Annotated in this window: 14 protein-coding genes and 2 pseudogenes; 12 read left to right on the top strand and 4 right to left on the bottom strand. The window is 47.7% G+C overall.

Annotated features, from left to right (window positions below; translation table 11 throughout):
- The first annotated feature begins 143 nt into the window (after positions 1 to 143).
- The 5 genes from ACTNCH_RS10110 to gatB all read left to right on the top strand — a co-directional run bounded on the left by ACTNCH_RS10110 (position 144) and on the right by gatB (position 5,046).
- Positions 144 to 278, top strand: a complete 135-nt coding sequence (locus ACTNCH_RS10110) for a hypothetical protein (protein ID WP_441019346.1) — start codon at positions 144 to 146, stop codon at positions 276 to 278.
- A 185-nt stretch (positions 279 to 463) separates the two neighbouring features.
- A complete protein-coding gene (aspS, locus tag ACTNCH_RS10115; RefSeq protein ID WP_441019347.1) occupies positions 464 to 1,795 on the top strand; it encodes an aspartate--tRNA(Asn) ligase in 1,332 nt (443 codons plus the stop codon).
- A 30-nt stretch (positions 1,796 to 1,825) separates the two neighbouring features.
- Entirely contained in the window at positions 1,826 to 2,119 is a 294-nt protein-coding gene (gene gatC, locus ACTNCH_RS10120) for an Asp-tRNA(Asn)/Glu-tRNA(Gln) amidotransferase subunit GatC (protein ID WP_441019348.1), read from the top strand.
- A 12-nt stretch (positions 2,120 to 2,131) separates the two neighbouring features.
- Positions 2,132 to 3,616 carry an Asp-tRNA(Asn)/Glu-tRNA(Gln) amidotransferase subunit GatA gene (gatA, locus tag ACTNCH_RS10125; RefSeq protein ID WP_441019349.1) on the top strand — a complete coding sequence of 495 codons (1,485 nt, stop codon included), beginning with the start codon at positions 2,132 to 2,134 and terminating at the stop codon, positions 3,614 to 3,616.
- Entirely contained in the window at positions 3,613 to 5,046 is a 1,434-nt protein-coding gene (gene gatB / locus ACTNCH_RS10130) for an Asp-tRNA(Asn)/Glu-tRNA(Gln) amidotransferase subunit GatB (RefSeq protein WP_441019350.1), read from the top strand. Before gatA ends, gatB begins: the two co-directional genes overlap by 4 nt.
- Positions 5,047 to 5,191: 145 nt before the next feature.
- Here gatB and ACTNCH_RS10135 read toward each other — a convergent pair whose 3' ends face one another.
- Positions 5,192 to 5,392 (bottom strand): cold shock domain-containing protein, encoded by a 201-nt coding sequence (locus ACTNCH_RS10135; RefSeq protein WP_178039583.1) that lies wholly within the window; start codon positions 5,390 to 5,392, stop codon positions 5,192 to 5,194.
- Between the two features lie 187 nt (positions 5,393 to 5,579).
- On the opposite strand from ACTNCH_RS10135, the gene ACTNCH_RS10140 reads away from it, so the two are divergent.
- On the top strand, positions 5,580 to 6,455 hold the full coding sequence (locus ACTNCH_RS10140) for an amidohydrolase family protein (protein ID WP_441019351.1): 876 nt from the start codon (positions 5,580 to 5,582) through the stop codon (positions 6,453 to 6,455).
- A gap of 49 nt (positions 6,456 to 6,504) precedes the next feature.
- Here the strand turns inward: ACTNCH_RS10140 and ACTNCH_RS10145 are convergent, their stop codons facing one another.
- Positions 6,505 to 6,960: a hypothetical protein gene (locus ACTNCH_RS10145; protein WP_441019352.1), complete on the bottom strand. Its 456-nt coding sequence runs from the start codon at positions 6,958 to 6,960 to the stop codon at positions 6,505 to 6,507.
- Between the two features lie 91 nt (positions 6,961 to 7,051).
- Between ACTNCH_RS10145 and truA the strand changes: the two genes are divergently transcribed.
- Positions 7,052 to 7,795, top strand: coding sequence for a tRNA pseudouridine(38-40) synthase TruA (gene truA / locus ACTNCH_RS10150; RefSeq protein ID WP_441019353.1), 744 nt, complete (start codon positions 7,052 to 7,054; stop codon positions 7,793 to 7,795).
- Positions 7,796 to 7,803: 8 nt separating this feature from the next.
- On the opposite strand, the gene ACTNCH_RS10155 is transcribed toward truA, so the two are convergent.
- Positions 7,804 to 8,514, bottom strand: coding sequence for a phosphatase (locus tag ACTNCH_RS10155; protein ID WP_441019354.1), 711 nt, complete (start codon positions 8,512 to 8,514; stop codon positions 7,804 to 7,806).
- Between the two features lie 263 nt (positions 8,515 to 8,777).
- On the opposite strand from ACTNCH_RS10155, the gene ACTNCH_RS10160 reads away from it, so the two are divergent.
- From ACTNCH_RS10160 to ACTNCH_RS10170, 3 genes and pseudogenes are all read left to right on the top strand, one after another.
- Positions 8,778 to 9,059, top strand: a complete 282-nt coding sequence (locus tag ACTNCH_RS10160; RefSeq protein WP_441019355.1) for a DUF6110 family protein — start codon at positions 8,778 to 8,780, stop codon at positions 9,057 to 9,059.
- A gap of 3 nt (positions 9,060 to 9,062) precedes the next feature.
- A pseudogene (locus ACTNCH_RS10165) lies at positions 9,063 to 11,160 on the top strand (heavy metal translocating P-type ATPase).
- A gap of 112 nt (positions 11,161 to 11,272) precedes the next feature.
- Positions 11,273 to 11,731 (top strand): annotated as a pseudogene (locus tag ACTNCH_RS10170) (ABC transporter substrate-binding protein); the annotation flags it as partial.
- A gap of 298 nt (positions 11,732 to 12,029) precedes the next feature.
- Here the strand turns inward: ACTNCH_RS10170 and ACTNCH_RS10175 are convergent.
- On the bottom strand, positions 12,030 to 12,647 hold the full coding sequence (locus ACTNCH_RS10175) for a type II toxin-antitoxin system PemK/MazF family toxin (RefSeq protein WP_441019356.1): 618 nt from the start codon (positions 12,645 to 12,647) through the stop codon (positions 12,030 to 12,032).
- 898 nt (positions 12,648 to 13,545) lie between these two features.
- On the opposite strand from ACTNCH_RS10175, the gene ACTNCH_RS10180 reads away from it, so the two are divergent.
- On the top strand, positions 13,546 to 13,794 hold the full coding sequence (locus ACTNCH_RS10180; protein ID WP_441019357.1) for a helix-turn-helix domain-containing protein: 249 nt from the start codon (positions 13,546 to 13,548) through the stop codon (positions 13,792 to 13,794).
- 91 nt (positions 13,795 to 13,885) lie between these two features.
- Entirely contained in the window at positions 13,886 to 17,476 is a 3,591-nt protein-coding gene (locus ACTNCH_RS10185; protein ID WP_441019358.1) for a Druantia anti-phage system protein DruA, read from the top strand.

The raw sequence follows: 17,476 nt of genomic DNA on the forward strand, positions 1-17,476 counted from the left end.
AAAAGGTCTTGCAATCCAAAATAAACTGTGCTATATTTCTCGCATAAAAAATTTATAACTGTTCACTACGTTACAGTTATAAATGATTATACTATAAGTAAATGCAAAGAACAAGACTCGGATCTTCAGAGGCCGACAGGAATATGGCGTCACCGACTGAGAGCGCCATTGGGAAGAGGAGATTGCGGGAACACTTGGGAGCAGATCGGCTGAACCTGGTAGCAGACGTAGGCCGGTACGGAGCTGTCCACGTTACGGGCATAAAAGAGGAAATGTGAGCCTGACGAAAGAGCGGACACATTTCAATGCGGGTGGTACCGCGGGATTTCTGTTGAATCTGAAACCCCGTCCCGGAATAGAAATATTCCGGGACGGGGTTTTTTATATTCCCTCCCCGGAAAAACAAATGCCCCGGAAGAGTAAAGGCTCCGGAGGGCAAATATTCGAAAGGCAGGAAAACAGAATGGAATTTATGACAGGCGTAAAAGAAAAGGAAACCGTTACTCTGGCTGACGTGACCGCAGAGGGCATGGAAGGCAAGACCGTGAAGATTGAAGGAACCGTCCATACCATCCGTGACATGGGCGAGGTGGCTTTTCTGATTTTGAGACGGAGGGAAGGGCTGCTGCAGTGTGTTTTCGAGGAGGGCGTCACAGAGTTTGACTGGAAGACCCTGAAGGAAGCCTCTGGAATTGTGGCGGAGGGTGTGATTCGTAAGGAGGAGCGCGCGCCCCGGGGCGTGGAGCTTCGGCTGACCGGAATTACGGTAGTATCTGAGCCGGCTGCGCCCATGCCGCTGCCCATAGCCAAGTGGAAGATGAACGCCTCTCTGGAGGCCAGGCTGAACCGAAGATCCATTTCTCTGCGCAACGTCCGGGAACGTGCCAAATTCCGGATTCAGGAGGGCGTGGTGAGAGCCTTCCGTGATTTCCTTTACAGCCAGGGCTTTACAGAGATTCACACGCCGAAGATTGGAGCCAGAGGAGCCGAGGGCGGTTCCAACCTGTTCCGTCTGGATTACTTCCATCACCCGGCAGTGCTGGCACAGAGCCCCCAGTTTTATAAGCAGATGATGGTGGGCGTGTTTGACCGGGTATTTGAGACCGGTCCGGTATTCCGGGCAGAGAAGCACAACACCAAGCGTCACCTGAACGAGTACACCAGCCTGGATTTTGAGATGGGCTTTATCGACAGCTTTGAGGATATCATGGCGATGGAAACCGGATTTCTGCAGTATATGCTGAAAATGCTGGAGACGGATTACGCGCCGGAGCTTCAGCTTCTCGGCATTACGCTTCCGAAGGCAGACCGGATTCCTGCGGTCCGCTTCGACGAAGCTAAGCGTCTGGCTTCTGAAAAATACGGCCACCGGATCCGCAACCCCTACGACCTGGAGCCGGAGGAGGAAGTATTGATTGGACGTTATTTCAAGGAAGAGTACGGATCTGATTTTGTATTTGTGACCCATTACCCCTCGAAGAAGCGCCCCTTCTATGCCATGGACGATCCGGCAGACCCGAAGTTCACCTTAAGCTTTGACCTGCTGTTCGATGGTCTGGAGATTACCACGGGCGGTCAGCGTATCCATGATTACCGGATGCTGCTGGATAAAATCGCGGCCAGAGGAATGACGGAGGAAGGAATGGAGCAGTATCTGGATACCTTCAAATACGGAATGCCGCCCCATGGAGGCCTGGGCATCGGTCTGGAGCGTCTGACTATGAAGCTGGTGGGCGAGGACAACGTGCGGGAGACCACGCTGTTCCCGAGAGATTTAAGCAGGTTAGAGCCTTAGCGCGTGCACTGCGGAGTAAAGGAGAAAAATATGGCAAATATAATTTCCGATGAAACCATCGAATATGTAGGAATTCTGGCCAAACTGGAGCTTTCCCCGAAGGAGAAGGAGGAAGCCAAAAAGGATATGGGCCGGATGCTGGATTATATTGATAAACTGAACGAGCTGGATACAGAAGGCATAGAGCCCATGTCCCATGTATTTTCCATAAGCAACGTGTTCCGGGAGGACCGGGTGGAACATGGCGACGACCATGAGGAAATGCTGGCCAATGCGCCGAAGGTCAAGGATAATATGTACATGGTACCGAAGACGGTAGAATAGGAGGTGACAGAGATGGAATTTCGTGAAATGACGGCGGCGGAGATCGGACGGAAAATCAGGGCCGGAGAAATGACGGCGGTGGATGCGGTAAAGGCGGCGCTGGCGGAGATCCGGGAGCAGGAACCGGTTCTGAACAGCTTTGTCACCGTAGACGAGGAAGGATCTCTGAAAAGAGCGGCTGAAGTACAGAAGGGTATTGAAAGCGGCGAGCTTACAGGCCCGCTGGCAGGCGTTCCGATTGCCGTTAAGGACAATATGTGTACGAAGGGCTTAAAGACCACCTGCTCTTCCAAAATCCTTTATAACTTTGAGCCGACCTATTCCGCAGAGGCCGTTTTGAATCTGGAAAAAGCAGGAATGATTGTGATCGGAAAGACCAATATGGACGAGTTTGCCATGGGAAGCACCACGGAGACCTCAGCCTTTGGCGTTACTCGCAATCCCTGGAATACAGAGCATGTGCCGGGAGGCTCTTCCGGCGGTTCCTGCGCTGCAGTGGCGGCAGGAGAAACGCCCTGTGCCCTGGGCTCCGACACAGGCGGCTCGATCCGTCAGCCCAGCTCCTTCTGCGGCGTGACCGGAATCAAGCCCACCTACGGAACGGTATCCCGTTACGGACTCATTGCCTACGGATCTTCCCTGGATCAGATTGGGCCGGTGGCAAAGGACGTGACGGACTGCGCCCTGCTTCTGGAGGCTCTTGCCTCTTATGATGAAAAAGACAGTACCTCCGTAAAGCGGGAATCCTATGATTTTACTTCCGCACTGCGGGATGATGTAAAAGGCCTGCGTATCGGTATCCCGCGGGATTACTTTGGAGAAGGCCTTAATCCGGAGGTAGCCGCGGCTGTAAAGGCAGCCGCGAAGGTTCTGGAAGAGAAAGGCGCTGTGGTAGAGGAGTTTGATTTAAGTCTGGTGGATTACGCAATCCCGGCTTATTACGTCATCGCCTCTGCAGAGGCCAGCTCCAACCTGGCCCGTTTTGATGGAGTGAAGTACGGTTACCGTACAGAGGAATACGAAGGCCTCCATAATATGTACAAAAAGACCCGCTCCGAGGGCTTCGGCCCCGAGGTAAAGCGACGGATTATGCTGGGATCCTTTGTTTTAAGCTCCGGTTATTATGACGCTTATTACCTGAAGGCACTCCGCACCAAGGCATTGATTCGCCGGGCCTTTGACAGCGCCTTTGAAGCCTATGATGTGATTCTGGGACCGGCGGCGCCCACCACAGCGCCGAAGCTGGGAGCTTCCCTGTCGGATCCGCTTCAGATGTATCTGGGCGATATCTATACGATTTCCGCAAACCTTGCCGGACTTCCGGGAATCTGCCTGCCCTGCGGTCAGGATTCCAAGGGCCTGCCCATTGGCCTTCAGCTTCTGGCAGACTGCTTTAAGGAGGAAGACCTGATCCGGGCAGCTTATGCCTACGAATGCAGCCGGGGCCGCGCGCCCTTTGCAGGCAGAAAAGATAAGGAAGGAGTGGAAGCAAAATGAGCAAACAGTACGAAACCGTCATTGGCCTGGAGGTTCATGTGGAGCTGGCCACCAAAACGAAAATTTTCTGCGCCTGCAGTACGGCCTTCGGAGGAGCGCCCAATACCCATACCTGTCCGGTATGCACCGGTATGCCGGGATCCCTTCCGGTATTGAATAAAAAGGTGGTGGAGTATGCCATGGCCGTAGGTCTGGCCACCAACTGCGCCATTACCCGTCACAGCAAATTTGACCGGAAAAATTATTTTTACCCCGATAACCCTCAGAACTACCAGATTTCCCAGCTCTATGCGCCCATCTGCAGGAACGGCTATGTGGAAATAGAGACGGAGACCGGCGCGAAGAAAATCGGAATCCATGAGATTCATATGGAGGAGGACGCCGGAAAGCTGATCCACGACGAGTGGGAGGACTGCTCCCTGGTGGATTACAACCGAAGCGGCGTGCCGCTGATTGAGATTGTCTCGGAGCCGGATATGCGGAGCGCAGAGGAGGTAATCGCGTATCTGGATAAGCTCCGGCTGATCATCCAGTATCTGGGAGCCTCCGACTGTAAACTTCAGGAGGGATCCATGCGTGCGGACGTGAACCTGTCTGTCCGGGAACTGGGAGCGCAGGAGTTTGGCACCCGTACAGAGATGAAGAACCTGAATTCCTTTAAGGCCATCGGCCGTGCCATTGAGGGCGAGCGCCAGCGTCAGATAGAGCTTCTGGAGGAAGGAAAAAAGGTTGTCCAGGAAACCCGCCGCTGGGACGACAATAAAGAAAGCTCTCACGCCATGCGTTCCAAGGAGGACGCCCAGGATTACCGTTATTTCCCGGAGCCGGATCTGCTGCCCATCGATATCAGCGAGGAATGGCTGGAGGAAATCAAAGCCCGTCAGCCGGAGCTGCGGACGGAGAAGCTTCGGCGTTACCGGGAGGAATTTGAGATCCCGGAATACGACGCGCAGCTTCTGACAGCCTCCAAGCAGATGGCAGATATGTTCGAGGCAGCCACGGCTATCTGTGGCAAGCCGAAAAAGGTATCCAACTGGCTGATGGTGGAGACCATGCGGCTTCTGAAGGAAAATGGACAGGAGCCGGAGGATTTGAAATTTTCCCCGGAACATCTGGCGAAGCTTGTCGAGCTGGCAGATGGAGGAACCATCAACAGTAGCGTGGCTAAGGAAGTATTTGAGCATATCTTCTATGAAAATGTGGATCCGGAGCAATATGTGGAGGAAAAGGGCCTGAAGACGGTCAACGACGAGGGCACTTTGCGGAAGATCATAGAAGACATCGTGGCGGCAAATCCCCAGTCTGTAGCCGATTATAAGGGCGGCAAGGAGAAAGCCCTGGGCTTCCTGGTGGGCCAGACCATGAAGGAGATGAAGGGAAAGGCGAACCCGGGCAGGATCAACGAGATTTTGAGAGAATTGTTACAATAAACGAGAAAAAATATGACAGAAAAACCGCTTTCGTGAACTCACGGAAGCGGTTTTTCCTGTTAAATCTGCTTTTCATTCGATGCTTTATTCTAGTCAGAGGTCAAAAAGTCTGGATATTAGAAAAAGGCACATCATTTACGGCTGATTATAACTTGGTTACGTTGGTAGCCTGCGGTCCCTTAGCTCCGTCGATTACGTCAAACTCTACAGCCTGACCCTCTTCCAGAGACTTGAATCCATCAGACTTAATGCCGGAGAAGTGTACGAAAATATCGTTTCCCTGCTCGTCAGAGATGAATCCGTAACCCTTCTGGTTGTTGAACCACTTAACTGTACCTTTGTTCATTGTGATACCTCCAAAATAATTAAAAAAAGGTTTATTACCGCATTAATACGGCTGGGTTTAGCGTATCACAAACGATAAACGGTGTCAATCAAAAAGAATGTGAATGATTGACTTTTTTCCGGCCTTTGAGTACACTTGACAGAGAAGAAATACAAGAGAGAGAACACAGGCGGGAGGCGGATTTTCAGTGTTTGGAGAATGTCATGCCCATGTGATTATGGATGGGAAAAACTATAAGGCGGCGGTAGCTCTGCATAAAAACGGGCCGGATGAGCAGGCGATCCGGGAGCACCTGGCAGCCTGGCAGCAGTCAGATATTACCTTTGTGCGGGACGGAGGCGACGCCTATGGCGTCTCAGAACGGGCCAGGGAGCTGGCCGGAGCGTATGGGATCGATTACCGGACGCCCATTTTTGCCATTCACAAAAGAGGACATTACGGCGGGATTGTAGGACTGCCCTTTGATGACAGAAAGGGGTACCGGGATCTGGTGGACAGAGCCCGGAAGCGGGGAGCGGACTTCATCAAAATCATGATCAGCGGGATTATGGAATTTGATACCTACGGAAAGCTGACAGAAGAAGGACTGGAGCCGGAACTGATTTCCTATATGATAGAGACGGCCCACGATGCAGGAATGAAGGTCATGGCACACGGAAATGGCGACAGGACAGTGCAGGCGGCTCTGGCAGCCGGTGTGGATACTCTGGAGCATGGCAACTATATGGAGGAGGAGACTCTGTGCCAGCTGGCAGAAAGCCCCACCATCTGGGTGCCTACCTTTGCGCCTACGGGGAATCTCACAGGCTGCGGCCGGTTTCCGGACGAGCAGGTAAAGGCAATCCTGGAGCGGCAGAGCCGGGCCGTGCGTTTTGCTTTTGAGAAGGGAGCACGGATAGGACTTGGCAGTGATTCCGGTGCTTATCTGGTGCCTCACGGACAGGGCCTGTTAGATGAATACGCGTATATGAAGGCGGCTGTAGGCCGGGAAAATGTGGGCGTTCTGGATCGGAGACTGGCGGAGTCAGAGAAGTGGATTCGGAAGGAAATGAAAAAAAGGTAATAAAAAAGAGATGAGGCAGAATGGAAACAGACTGCTTCATCTCTTGGATTTACAGTTCCTCCCTACAGAAATAGCAGGAGTAATTGCTGGGATCCGCGCCCTTGGGAATCAGATTATCTGCGGCGCAGTAGCTGCAGCGGCAGACTTTTTTCCCTTCCGGAACCGGCATCCATTCCTCGTAACGCTCGCCTGCGTTGTGGGGCGCCCGGTAGGGACGGCTGGGTTCTACAAAGGTACGGGCAGAGGTTTCCGCAGAGGCGGCAGTCTTCTCCGGCTTCGGACGGTTGGGCACAGCCGGTTTTGCCTTTTCAGCAGTGGGCTGCCAGCCGTTCTTCTGCTTTTTAGAAGCCGGTTTATTGGGCACCGGAGGCTTGTAAGGACTGGCGGCAGGCTGATTTGGCGTCGCCGGCCGGGAACCCTGTTTCCTCTGTGCGTTCTTTTTAGATGCAACAAATGCGCGAATAATTACGATAAATACAATAATTTCAAAAATAAAACCAAACATTGCAAGACACCTCGATATAAATCAGATCGTACAGAATCCATATTCTAACCATTATGATACACGAAAAAGACAGAAAGGGAAAGCATATTTTATGAGAAATATAAAAATCATCATGCAATACGACGGTACCCGGTACAGCGGCTGGCAGAGCCAGGAGAATGAGGAGCATACCATACAGGGAAAGCTGACGGCAGTGCTGAACCGTCTGCTGGAAGAGTCGGTAGAGATCGCAGGATCCGGCCGCACAGACGCAGGCGTCCACGCCCTGGGGCAGGTGGCGAATTTTAAGACGCGTTCACAGATGTCCTGCGAAGAATTACTGGAAAAGCTGAATCATTATCTTCCGGAGGATATCGGCGTCCGTTCGGTGGAAGAAGTGGACGGACGCTTTCACAGCCGTCTGAGCGCTGTGGGGAAAACCTATCGCTATCATATCTGGAACAGTCCGCTTCACAATGTATTTGACCGCCGTTACAGCTGGACCGTGGAACAGCCGCTGGATGTGCAGGCCATGGGCCGGGCGGCAGAATATCTAACCGGAACCCACGATTTCAGGGCTTTCAGCTCGATGAAGAAGACGAAAAAGTCTACGGTGCGGACCATAGAAGCGATCCATCTGGAGCAGAAGGGAGCGGAACTGATTCTTTCTTTTACGGGAAACGGCTTTCTCTATCATATGGTGAGAATTCTTACCGGCACGCTGGTAGAGGTGGGCTTACATAAAAAGAGCCCCGAGTCGATGCATACGATTCTGGAATCCCTCGACCGGGAGCAGGCCGGAGTCATGGCTCCGGCACAGGGATTGTTTCTGGTTGAGGTGGAATATAAAAAATAGAAGTTGTTTTACGCAAGAAACTGTTTTAATTTTTCAATGTCATTATTCAGAATCAGCTCATCTGGAAATTGCAGTTCCTTCAGAAGCTGCTGCGCATTGCAGAAACGTCCTACGGAATCCGGATCATGCGCATCAGAATTTACGATAATAGGTACCTGATAATGCTTACAGAGTGAAAGCATGGACTTATAGTTTTCCAGATAGTTCAGGCGTTTACCTGGTTTTTTCAGGAAGGAACTGTTATTAACTTCCAGAGCGGCATGATAAGTTTTGGCTGCGGGAACCAGGCGTTCGTAGTTAAGAGGTGTGTGGTCATCATCCGGGTGGGAGATAAAACACACCTTTTTATTTTTTATTCCTTCAATCAGATTGTCTGTATTCTTTTCACGTCCGGCATCGGTATAGCATAGACCATGAATGCCTACGATGGCATAGTCCAGATAGTCGATATATTTTTGCGGAAGCGAGAGGGTTCCGTCGTTCAAAATATTGATTTCAGAACCGTACATGATTTTTACGCCTTTGACAGAATGGGTGGCAAAAGCAAGATTAGAATAATAAATAGGATCTACAGTTCCGGGAATCCCCGGAGCGTGCTCTGTAATTCCGATAAGCAGAAGCTCTTTTTCCCGGGCGGCTTCAGCCATCTCGCGGATAGTTCCATAAGCATGACCGCTTACCAGAGTATGCATGTGCATATCAGCAACTAATTTTTTCATAAAATCCTCCTTTGTGTGATTGTCTGTCCTGTAGGTGGAGCATGTCCGTTTTCTGGGAAATGTTCCGGAAAACAGATGTCCGATCATGGTTCTAGTATAAGAAAAAAAGGCAGGGACTGCAAGAAAACAGAAAGAAAATTTCTGTTCATCTCTTGTAAAATGAAAAAAAGCGTACTATAACATGGTTAGCCAATTCTAACAAAATGCTGTGCGGACATAGATTAGGATTGACTAATAATATTTCATATTAGGAGGAAATGATGATGGACATGAAGAAAATGGGTTTATTTGCTGCAGGCGTGCTGTTTGGCACAGGTGGAATCAAGGTACTGGGAAGTAAGGATGCCAAAAAGGTCTATGTTCAGACCACGGCCGCTGCCCTGCGGGCAAAGGACTGTGTAATGACTGCTGTCACCGCTGTAAGGGAAGGCGCGGACGATATCTACGCGGAGGCTAAGGCAATCAATGACCAGCGTGCCGAGGCGGAGGCTTCTGCTATTGTGGAGGATACTTCCGAGGAAGTGGAGGAAAGCAAGGTGGAGTAACCTATGAAATGTACGATTTTACATAATTTACCGGGACGGCTGCGGGTACATCTCTGCTGCGGGCGAATGACACTGCAGCAGGCAGATGTACTGGAATACTATCTGCTGGCTGTGGACGGTGCGAGGTCGGTCAAGGTCTATGATCGCACCCGGGACGCAGTTGTGGTGTATGAGGCGGAGAGGGAAAAGCTGATCCGCGCTGGCGCGTTTTGCTTTTGATAAAGCAGAAAAGATGGAACTGGTGCCGGAGCATACTTCCCGGGCGCTCAACCGTGAGTTTGAGGATAAGCTGGCCGTCACACTCATGCGGCGGTGTATCTCCAACCTGTTTCTGCCGGTTCCGCTCACATCGGCACTGGCGGCATTCCGCTCTGTGAAGTACATCAAAGAGGGACTTTTGGCCCTGTGGAATCGAAAACTGTTAGTTGCTGTGCTGAATGGCACTGCTGTCGCGGTATCTGTCCTGCGGGGCGATTACGGCACGGCCGGTTCCGTGATGTTCATGCTGCGGCTGGGTGAAATTCTGGAGGAATGGACCCATAAAAAATCTGTGGCCGATCTTGCCTCCGCTATGAGCCTGCGGGTGGAAAAGGTCTGGCTGCAGACAGGTGACACAGAGGTTCTGACAGACATTGGCAGCATCCGCCCCGGCGACCGGATAGTGATCCGCACCGGCGGCATGATCCCCCTGGACGGCAAAGTAGTGGAAGGCGAAGCTATGGTAAACCAGTCTTCCCTTACCGGCGAATCCATGCCGGTTGCCAAGCGTCCCGGCAGTCCCATTTACGCCGGTACGGTGACGGAGGAAGGAGAATGTGTGATCTGCGTGGAAAAGGTGTCCGGCAGCGGACGTTATGACCGGGTAGTCCACATGATCGAGGAATTGGAAAAGCTGAAGTCCACCGCTGAGGATAAAGCCTCCCGGATGGCAGACAAACTGGTCCCCTATACGCTTGGCGGTACGGCGCTGACCTATCTTGCAACCCGGAACGTAACCAAGATGCTGGCGGTGCTGATGGTAGATTTTTCCTGTGCCCTGAAGCTGGCTATTCCCATTGCGGTGCTGTCTGCCATGCGGGAAAGCAGTGGATACCATATTTCCGTTAAGGGCGGGCGTTTTCTGGAGGCCGTGGCCGGGGCGGACACCATTGTGTTCGACAAGACCGGTACGCTGACCAACGCGGAGCCTACCGTAGCACAGATTGTTCCCTTTGGCGGACGGGATGAAAATGAAATGCTGCGGCTTGCCGCCTGTCTGGAGGAGCATTATCCTCATTCCATGGCAAACGCCGTGGTAGAGGAGGCGAAGCGGCGCGGATTGACGCACGAGGAGTACCATTCCCAGGTGCAGTATGTGGCGGCGCATGGTATTTCCAGTATGGTGGAGAATAAAAAGGTTCTCATTGGCAGCGCGCATTTTATCTTTGACGATGAGGGCTGCCATATCCCGGAGGGCGAGCAGCCGAAATATGATGCCCTTCCTGCGGCATATTCCCACCTGTATCTTTGCGTTGACGGAGAGCTGGCGGCGGTTATCTGTATCCACGATCCCCTTCGCCGGGACGCGCGGGCTGCGGTAAAGGAATTACATGACTGTGGCTTCACCAATGTGGTAATGATGACCGGCGACAACCGTCGTACGGCGGAAGCAGTTGCCCGGGAGGTTGGCGTGGACGCAGTGTATGCGGAAGTCCTGCCGGAGGACAAAGCTGCCTTTATCCGTGAGGAAAAGGCAAAAGGCCATACGGTGATTATGGTCGGCGACGGTGTCAACGATTCACCGGCTCTGTCGGAGGCGGACGCCGGCATCGCGATTTCCACCAGAGCTGCCATTGCCCGCGAGATTGCCGATATTACCATTGCTTCGGAGGATCTCTTTGAACTGGTAACGCTGCGTCGGTTAAGCAAGGCTCTGATGAACCGTATCCACGGCAGTTACCGCCTGATTGTGGGCTTTAACCTATCGTTGATTGCACTGGGCGTGGCGGGGGTATTGCCTCCTACCACCTCGGCGTTGCTGCATAATGGCTCCACACTGGGCATCAGTCTGAAAAATAAGACGAATCTGTTAGCAGAGAGAAAAACCGCACAAAAGAAATAAGCAAATGTGAGAGCAGAGAAACGGCCAATGGTTTCTCTGCTTTTTTTATGGAATTCACCTTTTTCCCCAACCCGTATACTATATAGTATTCGGAAAAAGGAGGATTCCCATTATGAAAAAGAAATATTCCCCCCTGCTGACCGCATCCCTGGCAGGTGTGCTTCTGATTGGCTGTCTGGCCGCCGCAGGATGTGGCGGTTCAGACAGCACAGCGTCCGGCGACCTGATCAAGGTTACACTGAACGAGGTAGCCCATTCCATCTTCTACGCGCCCCAGTACGTCGCCATTGAGAAAGGCTACTTTGCGGAAGAGGGTATCGACCTCGATCTGGTAACCGGCTTTGGGGCTGATAAAGTCATGACCGCCGTCCTTTCCGGCGAAGCCGACATCGGCTTCATGGGATCTGAGGCCTCCATCTATGTCTACAATCAGAATCCAGACGATTATATCGTGAACTTCGCCCAGCTCACCCAGCGAGCCGGAAACTTCCTGGTAGCCAGAGAGGCCATGCCGGATTTTGAGTGGGCAGATTTGAAGGGGAAGGACATTCTTGGAGGTCGGAAGGGTGGCGAACATATATTCATGTAAATTTAGAGACGATTGTGGTTTTGTGTAATTGGGTGGAAGGGATGAAGAGCGCAAAGAATCTATAAAAGAAGTGGCGGAAATATCAGTAATGATATTTCCGCCGTTCTACAACTCCGAATATCCTATCCAGAGCTACTTTGTGTTCCTAGTATATGCTTTAGAACCAAGTTTTATGAAATGTAAAAAGGAACTCGTCCAGAGTCCCTTCCCTTTGAATAAATAATAATATCTTTCTCACTCCGGAAAAAGACTTCTTTGTACTTATATAATACAGGTTCAATTATCTCCTGTCAATACTTATTTTTATCTTTGTAATGTGTTCTGTCAAGGAAATATCATCTGACAATTCAAGAATTTTTCTTAGTTCAGCAAGTTTATCCTGTGCCAGATTGCGTTCTTCTTTTATTTTTGAAATATATTGCAATTTATCATCCAATCGCTTGTTTAAATCAGAATAATATCCCATAAGACCGACTGTTTTAGCAATTGCTTCATCAATCTTTTTCATATCTGTTTTTGGCAAAGTGCCTACAAGATCACCTAATCTTGCTTTGCTAACACACATCATGTTGGATGTGTTTGCTTGACCATCGAGAATAATATTACCTGCAGCATCTGTCTGCGGTGTAATATTCGCTACACACGGTAAAATGCTGGTATCATGTGTAATTGGGATTACAATAGTGTTACCAGAATGAGAGTTAGCAACATCGTTTTGAATAATAACAGCAGGTCTCTCTTTTTGCATTTCACTTCCAATTCCACATCCGAAATTACAACGATATACCTGTCCTCTCTTTATGGCTCTGGAACGGGCGTTTGGTGCAATGGAATCTAAATATAATTTGGTTTTTAGCCATTCCAACATTTTTTGAACCTGTCCAAGTTCAATCTTCATTTTCATACCTCCCTTTAGATATATATCTTGCTGAAAAATGTTTCAGATAAAAAAAGGAGGAGCCTCGGCATCCTCCCGCGATCGCAGGCTTCACAAGTCTCTGCAATCTGATCACTAAACACAATATAACTGATATAACTAAGAAAGTCAATCATAAAATATCCTTGCTTTAAAAGCTTTGAAAGGATATTTTTATGCATGATAGGATAGCTATTGTTTATAAGTTGATATATTCCAGGTATTAACCCACCTTTGACGCTTTCAGAACCCAAAAAAAGCTACAAACTCAGCATTTATCAGGGCTTGTGGCAGTTTTGTTTTTCCTGTGAAATGCATAATGCTTCTGAAAAGAAACTTCGTCTCTGGTGAACCTCTGAATTAAAGACCTTGGGAACTTTGGAGAATGCTTGCCATAGATTTTTGTGTGATAAAGTTCATAGTATGTACGGAAACTTACAGACCTTTTCACGCTTAAGAAATTTGCAATACTCGAATTATGTCCTTAATGCAAATATATTTTTTGACAAAGAGACACGCGAATGATATAATGATAACCAGGTATTCAGAAGATTGTGTCCCTTTGCTGATATTCGGTATAGAAAATTGACTACTATGATTGTGGAGGGGTGACACAAAAACAGCAAAGGAGATAAGACGCGTGGAATTTAAGAAATTCTTTTTAATGATGAAAAATTGAATATTTGATGGTGCAGATATCCCTATTTCTGTAAGGCGCTAATTGCAATGATTACAGATGTTTCTGAAGAAGAATGGAATATTCCGAAGGACCCGTCGACCAAACAGACAAAAGAAGATACATTGAGAAGTTATGCAAAATGAGGCGTAAGTAAGAAATTTGCGCAGAAGTTAGCTGATTGGAATAAAGAGGTGAACGAGAATGAAGATGAGCTATAATAAATTGTGGAAATTGCTGATTGATAAGCAGATGAAGAAGTCTGATCTGAGAAAAAAAGCAGGAATAAGTTCTTCCTCATTAGCGAAACTTGGAAAAGACGAAAATGTTACTACTGAAGTTTTGATGAAGATTTGCAACGAACTGAAATGTGACGTTGGCGACATTATGGAATTTGTACCCGATGAAGAAATGGAAAAGGTATTTGATTCTGGGATAGAAAATGATGATTAGAGGCACTTACATAAAATGAAAATGATGCATTTATGGAGAGTTGTACTTGGCAATTCTTTAATAACTATTATAAATAAGGAGGCGGCGGTAAATGATAAATAGAGAGATTCCCTTTCGCCCAAGGTTAGAAGGCGAATTCAGGGTTCGTTTTTATAACGCTGCATCCGAGATTACTGAAAAAACTCCTACATTAACTATTGTGAGGGTTGCTGAGGGAGAAATTGAGTGGGTTGAGAATGAATGTCAGTATAATATCGAACAACGCAAAAAGTACCGAGCTGTTTGGCTTTTATTTCGAGATTTAATTCGTGCTTCATGGAAGGCATGCTATAGAGATGGCGTTTTATATATGAGTTTACCGATGCTTGACGGAGTTGATATACATGATACAACCTCTCCAGAGGTTAAAGCATTACTTCGAAGTTGGATGAGCGAAAGCCGCCACGAAAGGCTTGTAAGTTATACTGACTTTATAAATCGTATGGAAAATCCAGGGGCCAACAAACAGAGTATTGTGACACTCATCGCTGATGGTGCGGAATTGGCAGGAAGAATGGAACTGGCACATACCGGAGCAATAGAGATTGAACAAGCCATCCAGCCATATCTTCAGTTAGTTAGAGAAAATGATAGAGATGAGTTTACAGGTCTGAAAATATCAGAAATATGGAGATACTTTCGTTTGACATGGTCTACGCCTGCTGAGACGACACCAGGAAGAACCATGCAGTATTTAATTCGAGATGCGGCTCATCCGATGCATGCTGTTATGGGTATTGCATCACTTGAAAATTGCGCAGTACAGATTACTTGTCGAGACGATTACATTGGCTGGAATCAGAAAGCATTTATTGACAGAATTATTACTTTAAATACCGATTGTGCAGAGAAAGAATTTAAACAACTTCTTGTGTACTTGGAGGATGGCATTGCGGGAATCGATTATTCAGAACTCTGTACTAAAATGGTCATTGAAAATCCTACAGATACGGATATTCAGCTTTTATTGGATGAGGCATCTAATGCAGAGCAAAGCCGTCAGCAGCTTTTGCGAAATGAAGTGGAAAGCGAAATTGGCGATGAAGAAAGAAGTGAACTTGGTAGCATTTCTATTGATACAGAAAAGGCACTTTATCGTAGAAAACGTGCAGAGCAACTTGCACGCCTTTTAAGTGCAAAAAAGGCAATCATAGAGTTGCTAAACTCAGAAAATTTTGATGAGAACTGGATCGAGTTTTGCAAGAGTGAAGCAGGAAATTCTGCTATTCGAACCGCTCTGGTTGCGCAAAAGACAAAGCACATCGGTTCCAGTCTGATGGAATTGAATGTATGCGGAGCAATTCCTCCGTATAACGAAATCCTGGGTGGTAAACTTGTTGCACTTTTAGCTACTTCTCCGCAAGTTGTTCATGATTATAAGGAGCGATATGCAAATAAAGCAAGTGAAATTGCAAGTAGACTGAAGGGTGAACCTGTTTGTAGACCGGCAGATCTTGTATATATTGGTACAACATCCTTGTATTACGTGGGTTCCAGCCAGTACAACCGGCTTAAAATACCCGGGAAAATTTTTGGTACAGATTTTGATATTACCTGGAAACGACTGGGAATGACTATAGGCTTCGGAACGATGCATATAAGCAAGGAAACGACGATGAGTCTTACTGAGGCAACAAGCGATGGTTTCAATCGTATTAACCATGTATTTGGTGAAGGAGCCAGTCCTAAAATGCGACTCCTTACAATGTCGATTCGTGAATTGCTTGAATCAACCAATGAGGATTCAAAGGATTTTTCTAAGCATGCAATGTCAAGAATTGTATACGGTGCGTGCTTGGCAGAAAACACCTTTGATTATCTTTTGGGCAGAGACTCGCAGCCAAAGTACTATACGGATATAACAGATTATGTTGCCGGAACTCAAAAGATTATTGATTTTTGGCGTAATCGATGGCTGAAAAGTCGCTTGAATTATGAGCCAATTTATCAGAGAATCCGTGATTTTGATAAACAAGGTTTCCTTGTGGGTAATCAGATAGATGAAGACGAAGGAAGAAGTTTTTCCAAACTTAAGGAGGTGCTACACATGCCTACAAACGATGAAACCAAAACAGGTCTTCAGTTTGTAAGAGATTTTTATAGAGGCTCCAGTGCGTATGCTGACCATATAGCATCTGAACTTCTGTCGATAATACATCTTGAAACAAAACTGGATGCTGCCATCATGGATGCTGCACTTAGCGGCAAAGATATAGTGCTTACTGGCAATCCGGGTGATGGTAAGACTCATGTTATCCGATTGCTGAAAGATAAATTAGAGAGCACGGGAAAGCCGATTTGTATCGAATTAGACGCAAGCACACTTTCTAATGATGATATTTATTTGAAATGGAAAGCGGCAAGAGAGCACAATACGCCTTTTGTTATTGCAATTAATGCCGCAGTTCTTTACTCGGTGTATCGAAAGTATTCGGATTTCAAGCCTATCAAGGACGCTTATTTCCAGATGAGCCATGCTGTGGTTTTCCATGATGAGAAAAACGAAAGTAGCGATTTGGTTGTTTTTGATTTGAGTAAGAGAGAAGTTCTCACTGCAGATATTCTGAAAAAGGCAATTGAGAAACTGACAGATGCTGCGCATTATACCGAATGCTCGTCTTGTCCGTTGAATGAAACCTGCGATGTTCATAAAAATTGTAGCCTACTTAATAGTACCTTATTTCAAGAGCGACTTTTTGTCATCTTGCAGAGAGTATCTATGCAGGGCTATCATGCAACTGTGCGTGAGTTGCAAAGCCTTATCGCCTATTTGATTTTCGGAAACAGAAACTGCAAGACAATAGGTCGTACAACCGGAAGCAATCAGTATAACTTGGTTAATCTTGTGTTCTCTGGCAAGGGCGCTCTCTTTGACGCAATTCGCAATGCGATTGACCCAGTTGCTATCTCCCATCCAACATGGGATGAGAGAATTCTGCTCAATGACATTCCTAATGATAGTTGGGTGGATGGGTACGAGGTTCCTGCCGAAGCCATAGCTTATGATAACTACGAGTTGTTTAAGCTGAGAAAAAGACAGTTCTATTTCTTTAACAAAAACGGAGAAGAACTGCTGAAAATAATGGATGATGATGTTACTCGCTTCCAAGAATTTTTAGAACAGGATAATGGTAAGATAATCAAGGAACTGGTTCGTAAGCTCAATACCTTTTTTGGGGCCGTAAAGGCATCTAACTCAGAGTTGCAGATTTGGACAGGTCATAGATATGATAATGAGCCGCGAAAGGTGTTAATATCTATGGGCTCAATTAAAAAAAGCGGATTGAAGATTGGTAGACCTGCTCTCTTGAAGAGTATGAAAAGTGGAATCGATATGACAGCCAGCTATATCCGTCTGGAAAAAAAGGATGCTGCACATATCTTCCTGAAAATTGATTTTGATATGTATATGCTTCTGTCAGAGGCTGAACGTGGTGTTCCTGTTCTTTTTATGGAGTCTGACCTTGTCAAAAAGGTATGGCGCTTTGTAGAACAGCTTCAATCCTTTGAAGATTTAGATGAGGACGATATCGTAACGGTTTCCTTACTGGATGTTCAAAATAAAAAGAAAATATCGGTAGCTATTGATAGAGAAGAAAACAAGTATTCTGCTATCGAAGGCGAGCAAGCTAAGGAGGTATAA

Origin of the sequence: Candidatus Merdisoma sp. HCP28S3_D10 (assembly GCF_052065835.1) — a bacterium.
In the GTDB taxonomy this organism is placed as follows: domain Bacteria; phylum Bacillota; class Clostridia; order Lachnospirales; family Lachnospiraceae; genus Laedolimicola.

Coding starts and splice junctions, on each gene's coding strand:
- ACTNCH_RS10110 (WP_441019346.1), top strand. CDS start 144: ATGGCGTCACCGACTGAGAGCGCCATTGGGAAGAGGAGATTGCGGGAA.
- aspS (WP_441019347.1), top strand. CDS start 464: ATGGAATTTATGACAGGCGTAAAAGAAAAGGAAACCGTTACTCTGGCT.
- gatC (WP_441019348.1), top strand. CDS start 1,826: ATGGCAAATATAATTTCCGATGAAACCATCGAATATGTAGGAATTCTG.
- gatA (WP_441019349.1), top strand. CDS start 2,132: ATGGAATTTCGTGAAATGACGGCGGCGGAGATCGGACGGAAAATCAGG.
- gatB (WP_441019350.1), top strand. CDS start 3,613: ATGAGCAAACAGTACGAAACCGTCATTGGCCTGGAGGTTCATGTGGAG.
- ACTNCH_RS10135 (WP_178039583.1), bottom strand. CDS start 5,392: ATGAACAAAGGTACAGTTAAGTGGTTCAACAACCAGAAGGGTTACGGA.
- ACTNCH_RS10145 (WP_441019352.1), bottom strand. CDS start 6,960: ATGTTTGGTTTTATTTTTGAAATTATTGTATTTATCGTAATTATTCGC.
- truA (WP_441019353.1), top strand. CDS start 7,052: ATGAGAAATATAAAAATCATCATGCAATACGACGGTACCCGGTACAGC.
- ACTNCH_RS10155 (WP_441019354.1), bottom strand. CDS start 8,514: ATGAAAAAATTAGTTGCTGATATGCACATGCATACTCTGGTAAGCGGT.
- ACTNCH_RS10160 (WP_441019355.1), top strand. CDS start 8,778: ATGGACATGAAGAAAATGGGTTTATTTGCTGCAGGCGTGCTGTTTGGC.
- ACTNCH_RS10175 (WP_441019356.1), bottom strand. CDS start 12,647: ATGAAGATTGAACTTGGACAGGTTCAAAAAATGTTGGAATGGCTAAAA.
- ACTNCH_RS10180 (WP_441019357.1), top strand. CDS start 13,546: ATGAAGATGAGCTATAATAAATTGTGGAAATTGCTGATTGATAAGCAG.
- ACTNCH_RS10185 (WP_441019358.1), top strand. CDS start 13,886: ATGATAAATAGAGAGATTCCCTTTCGCCCAAGGTTAGAAGGCGAATTC.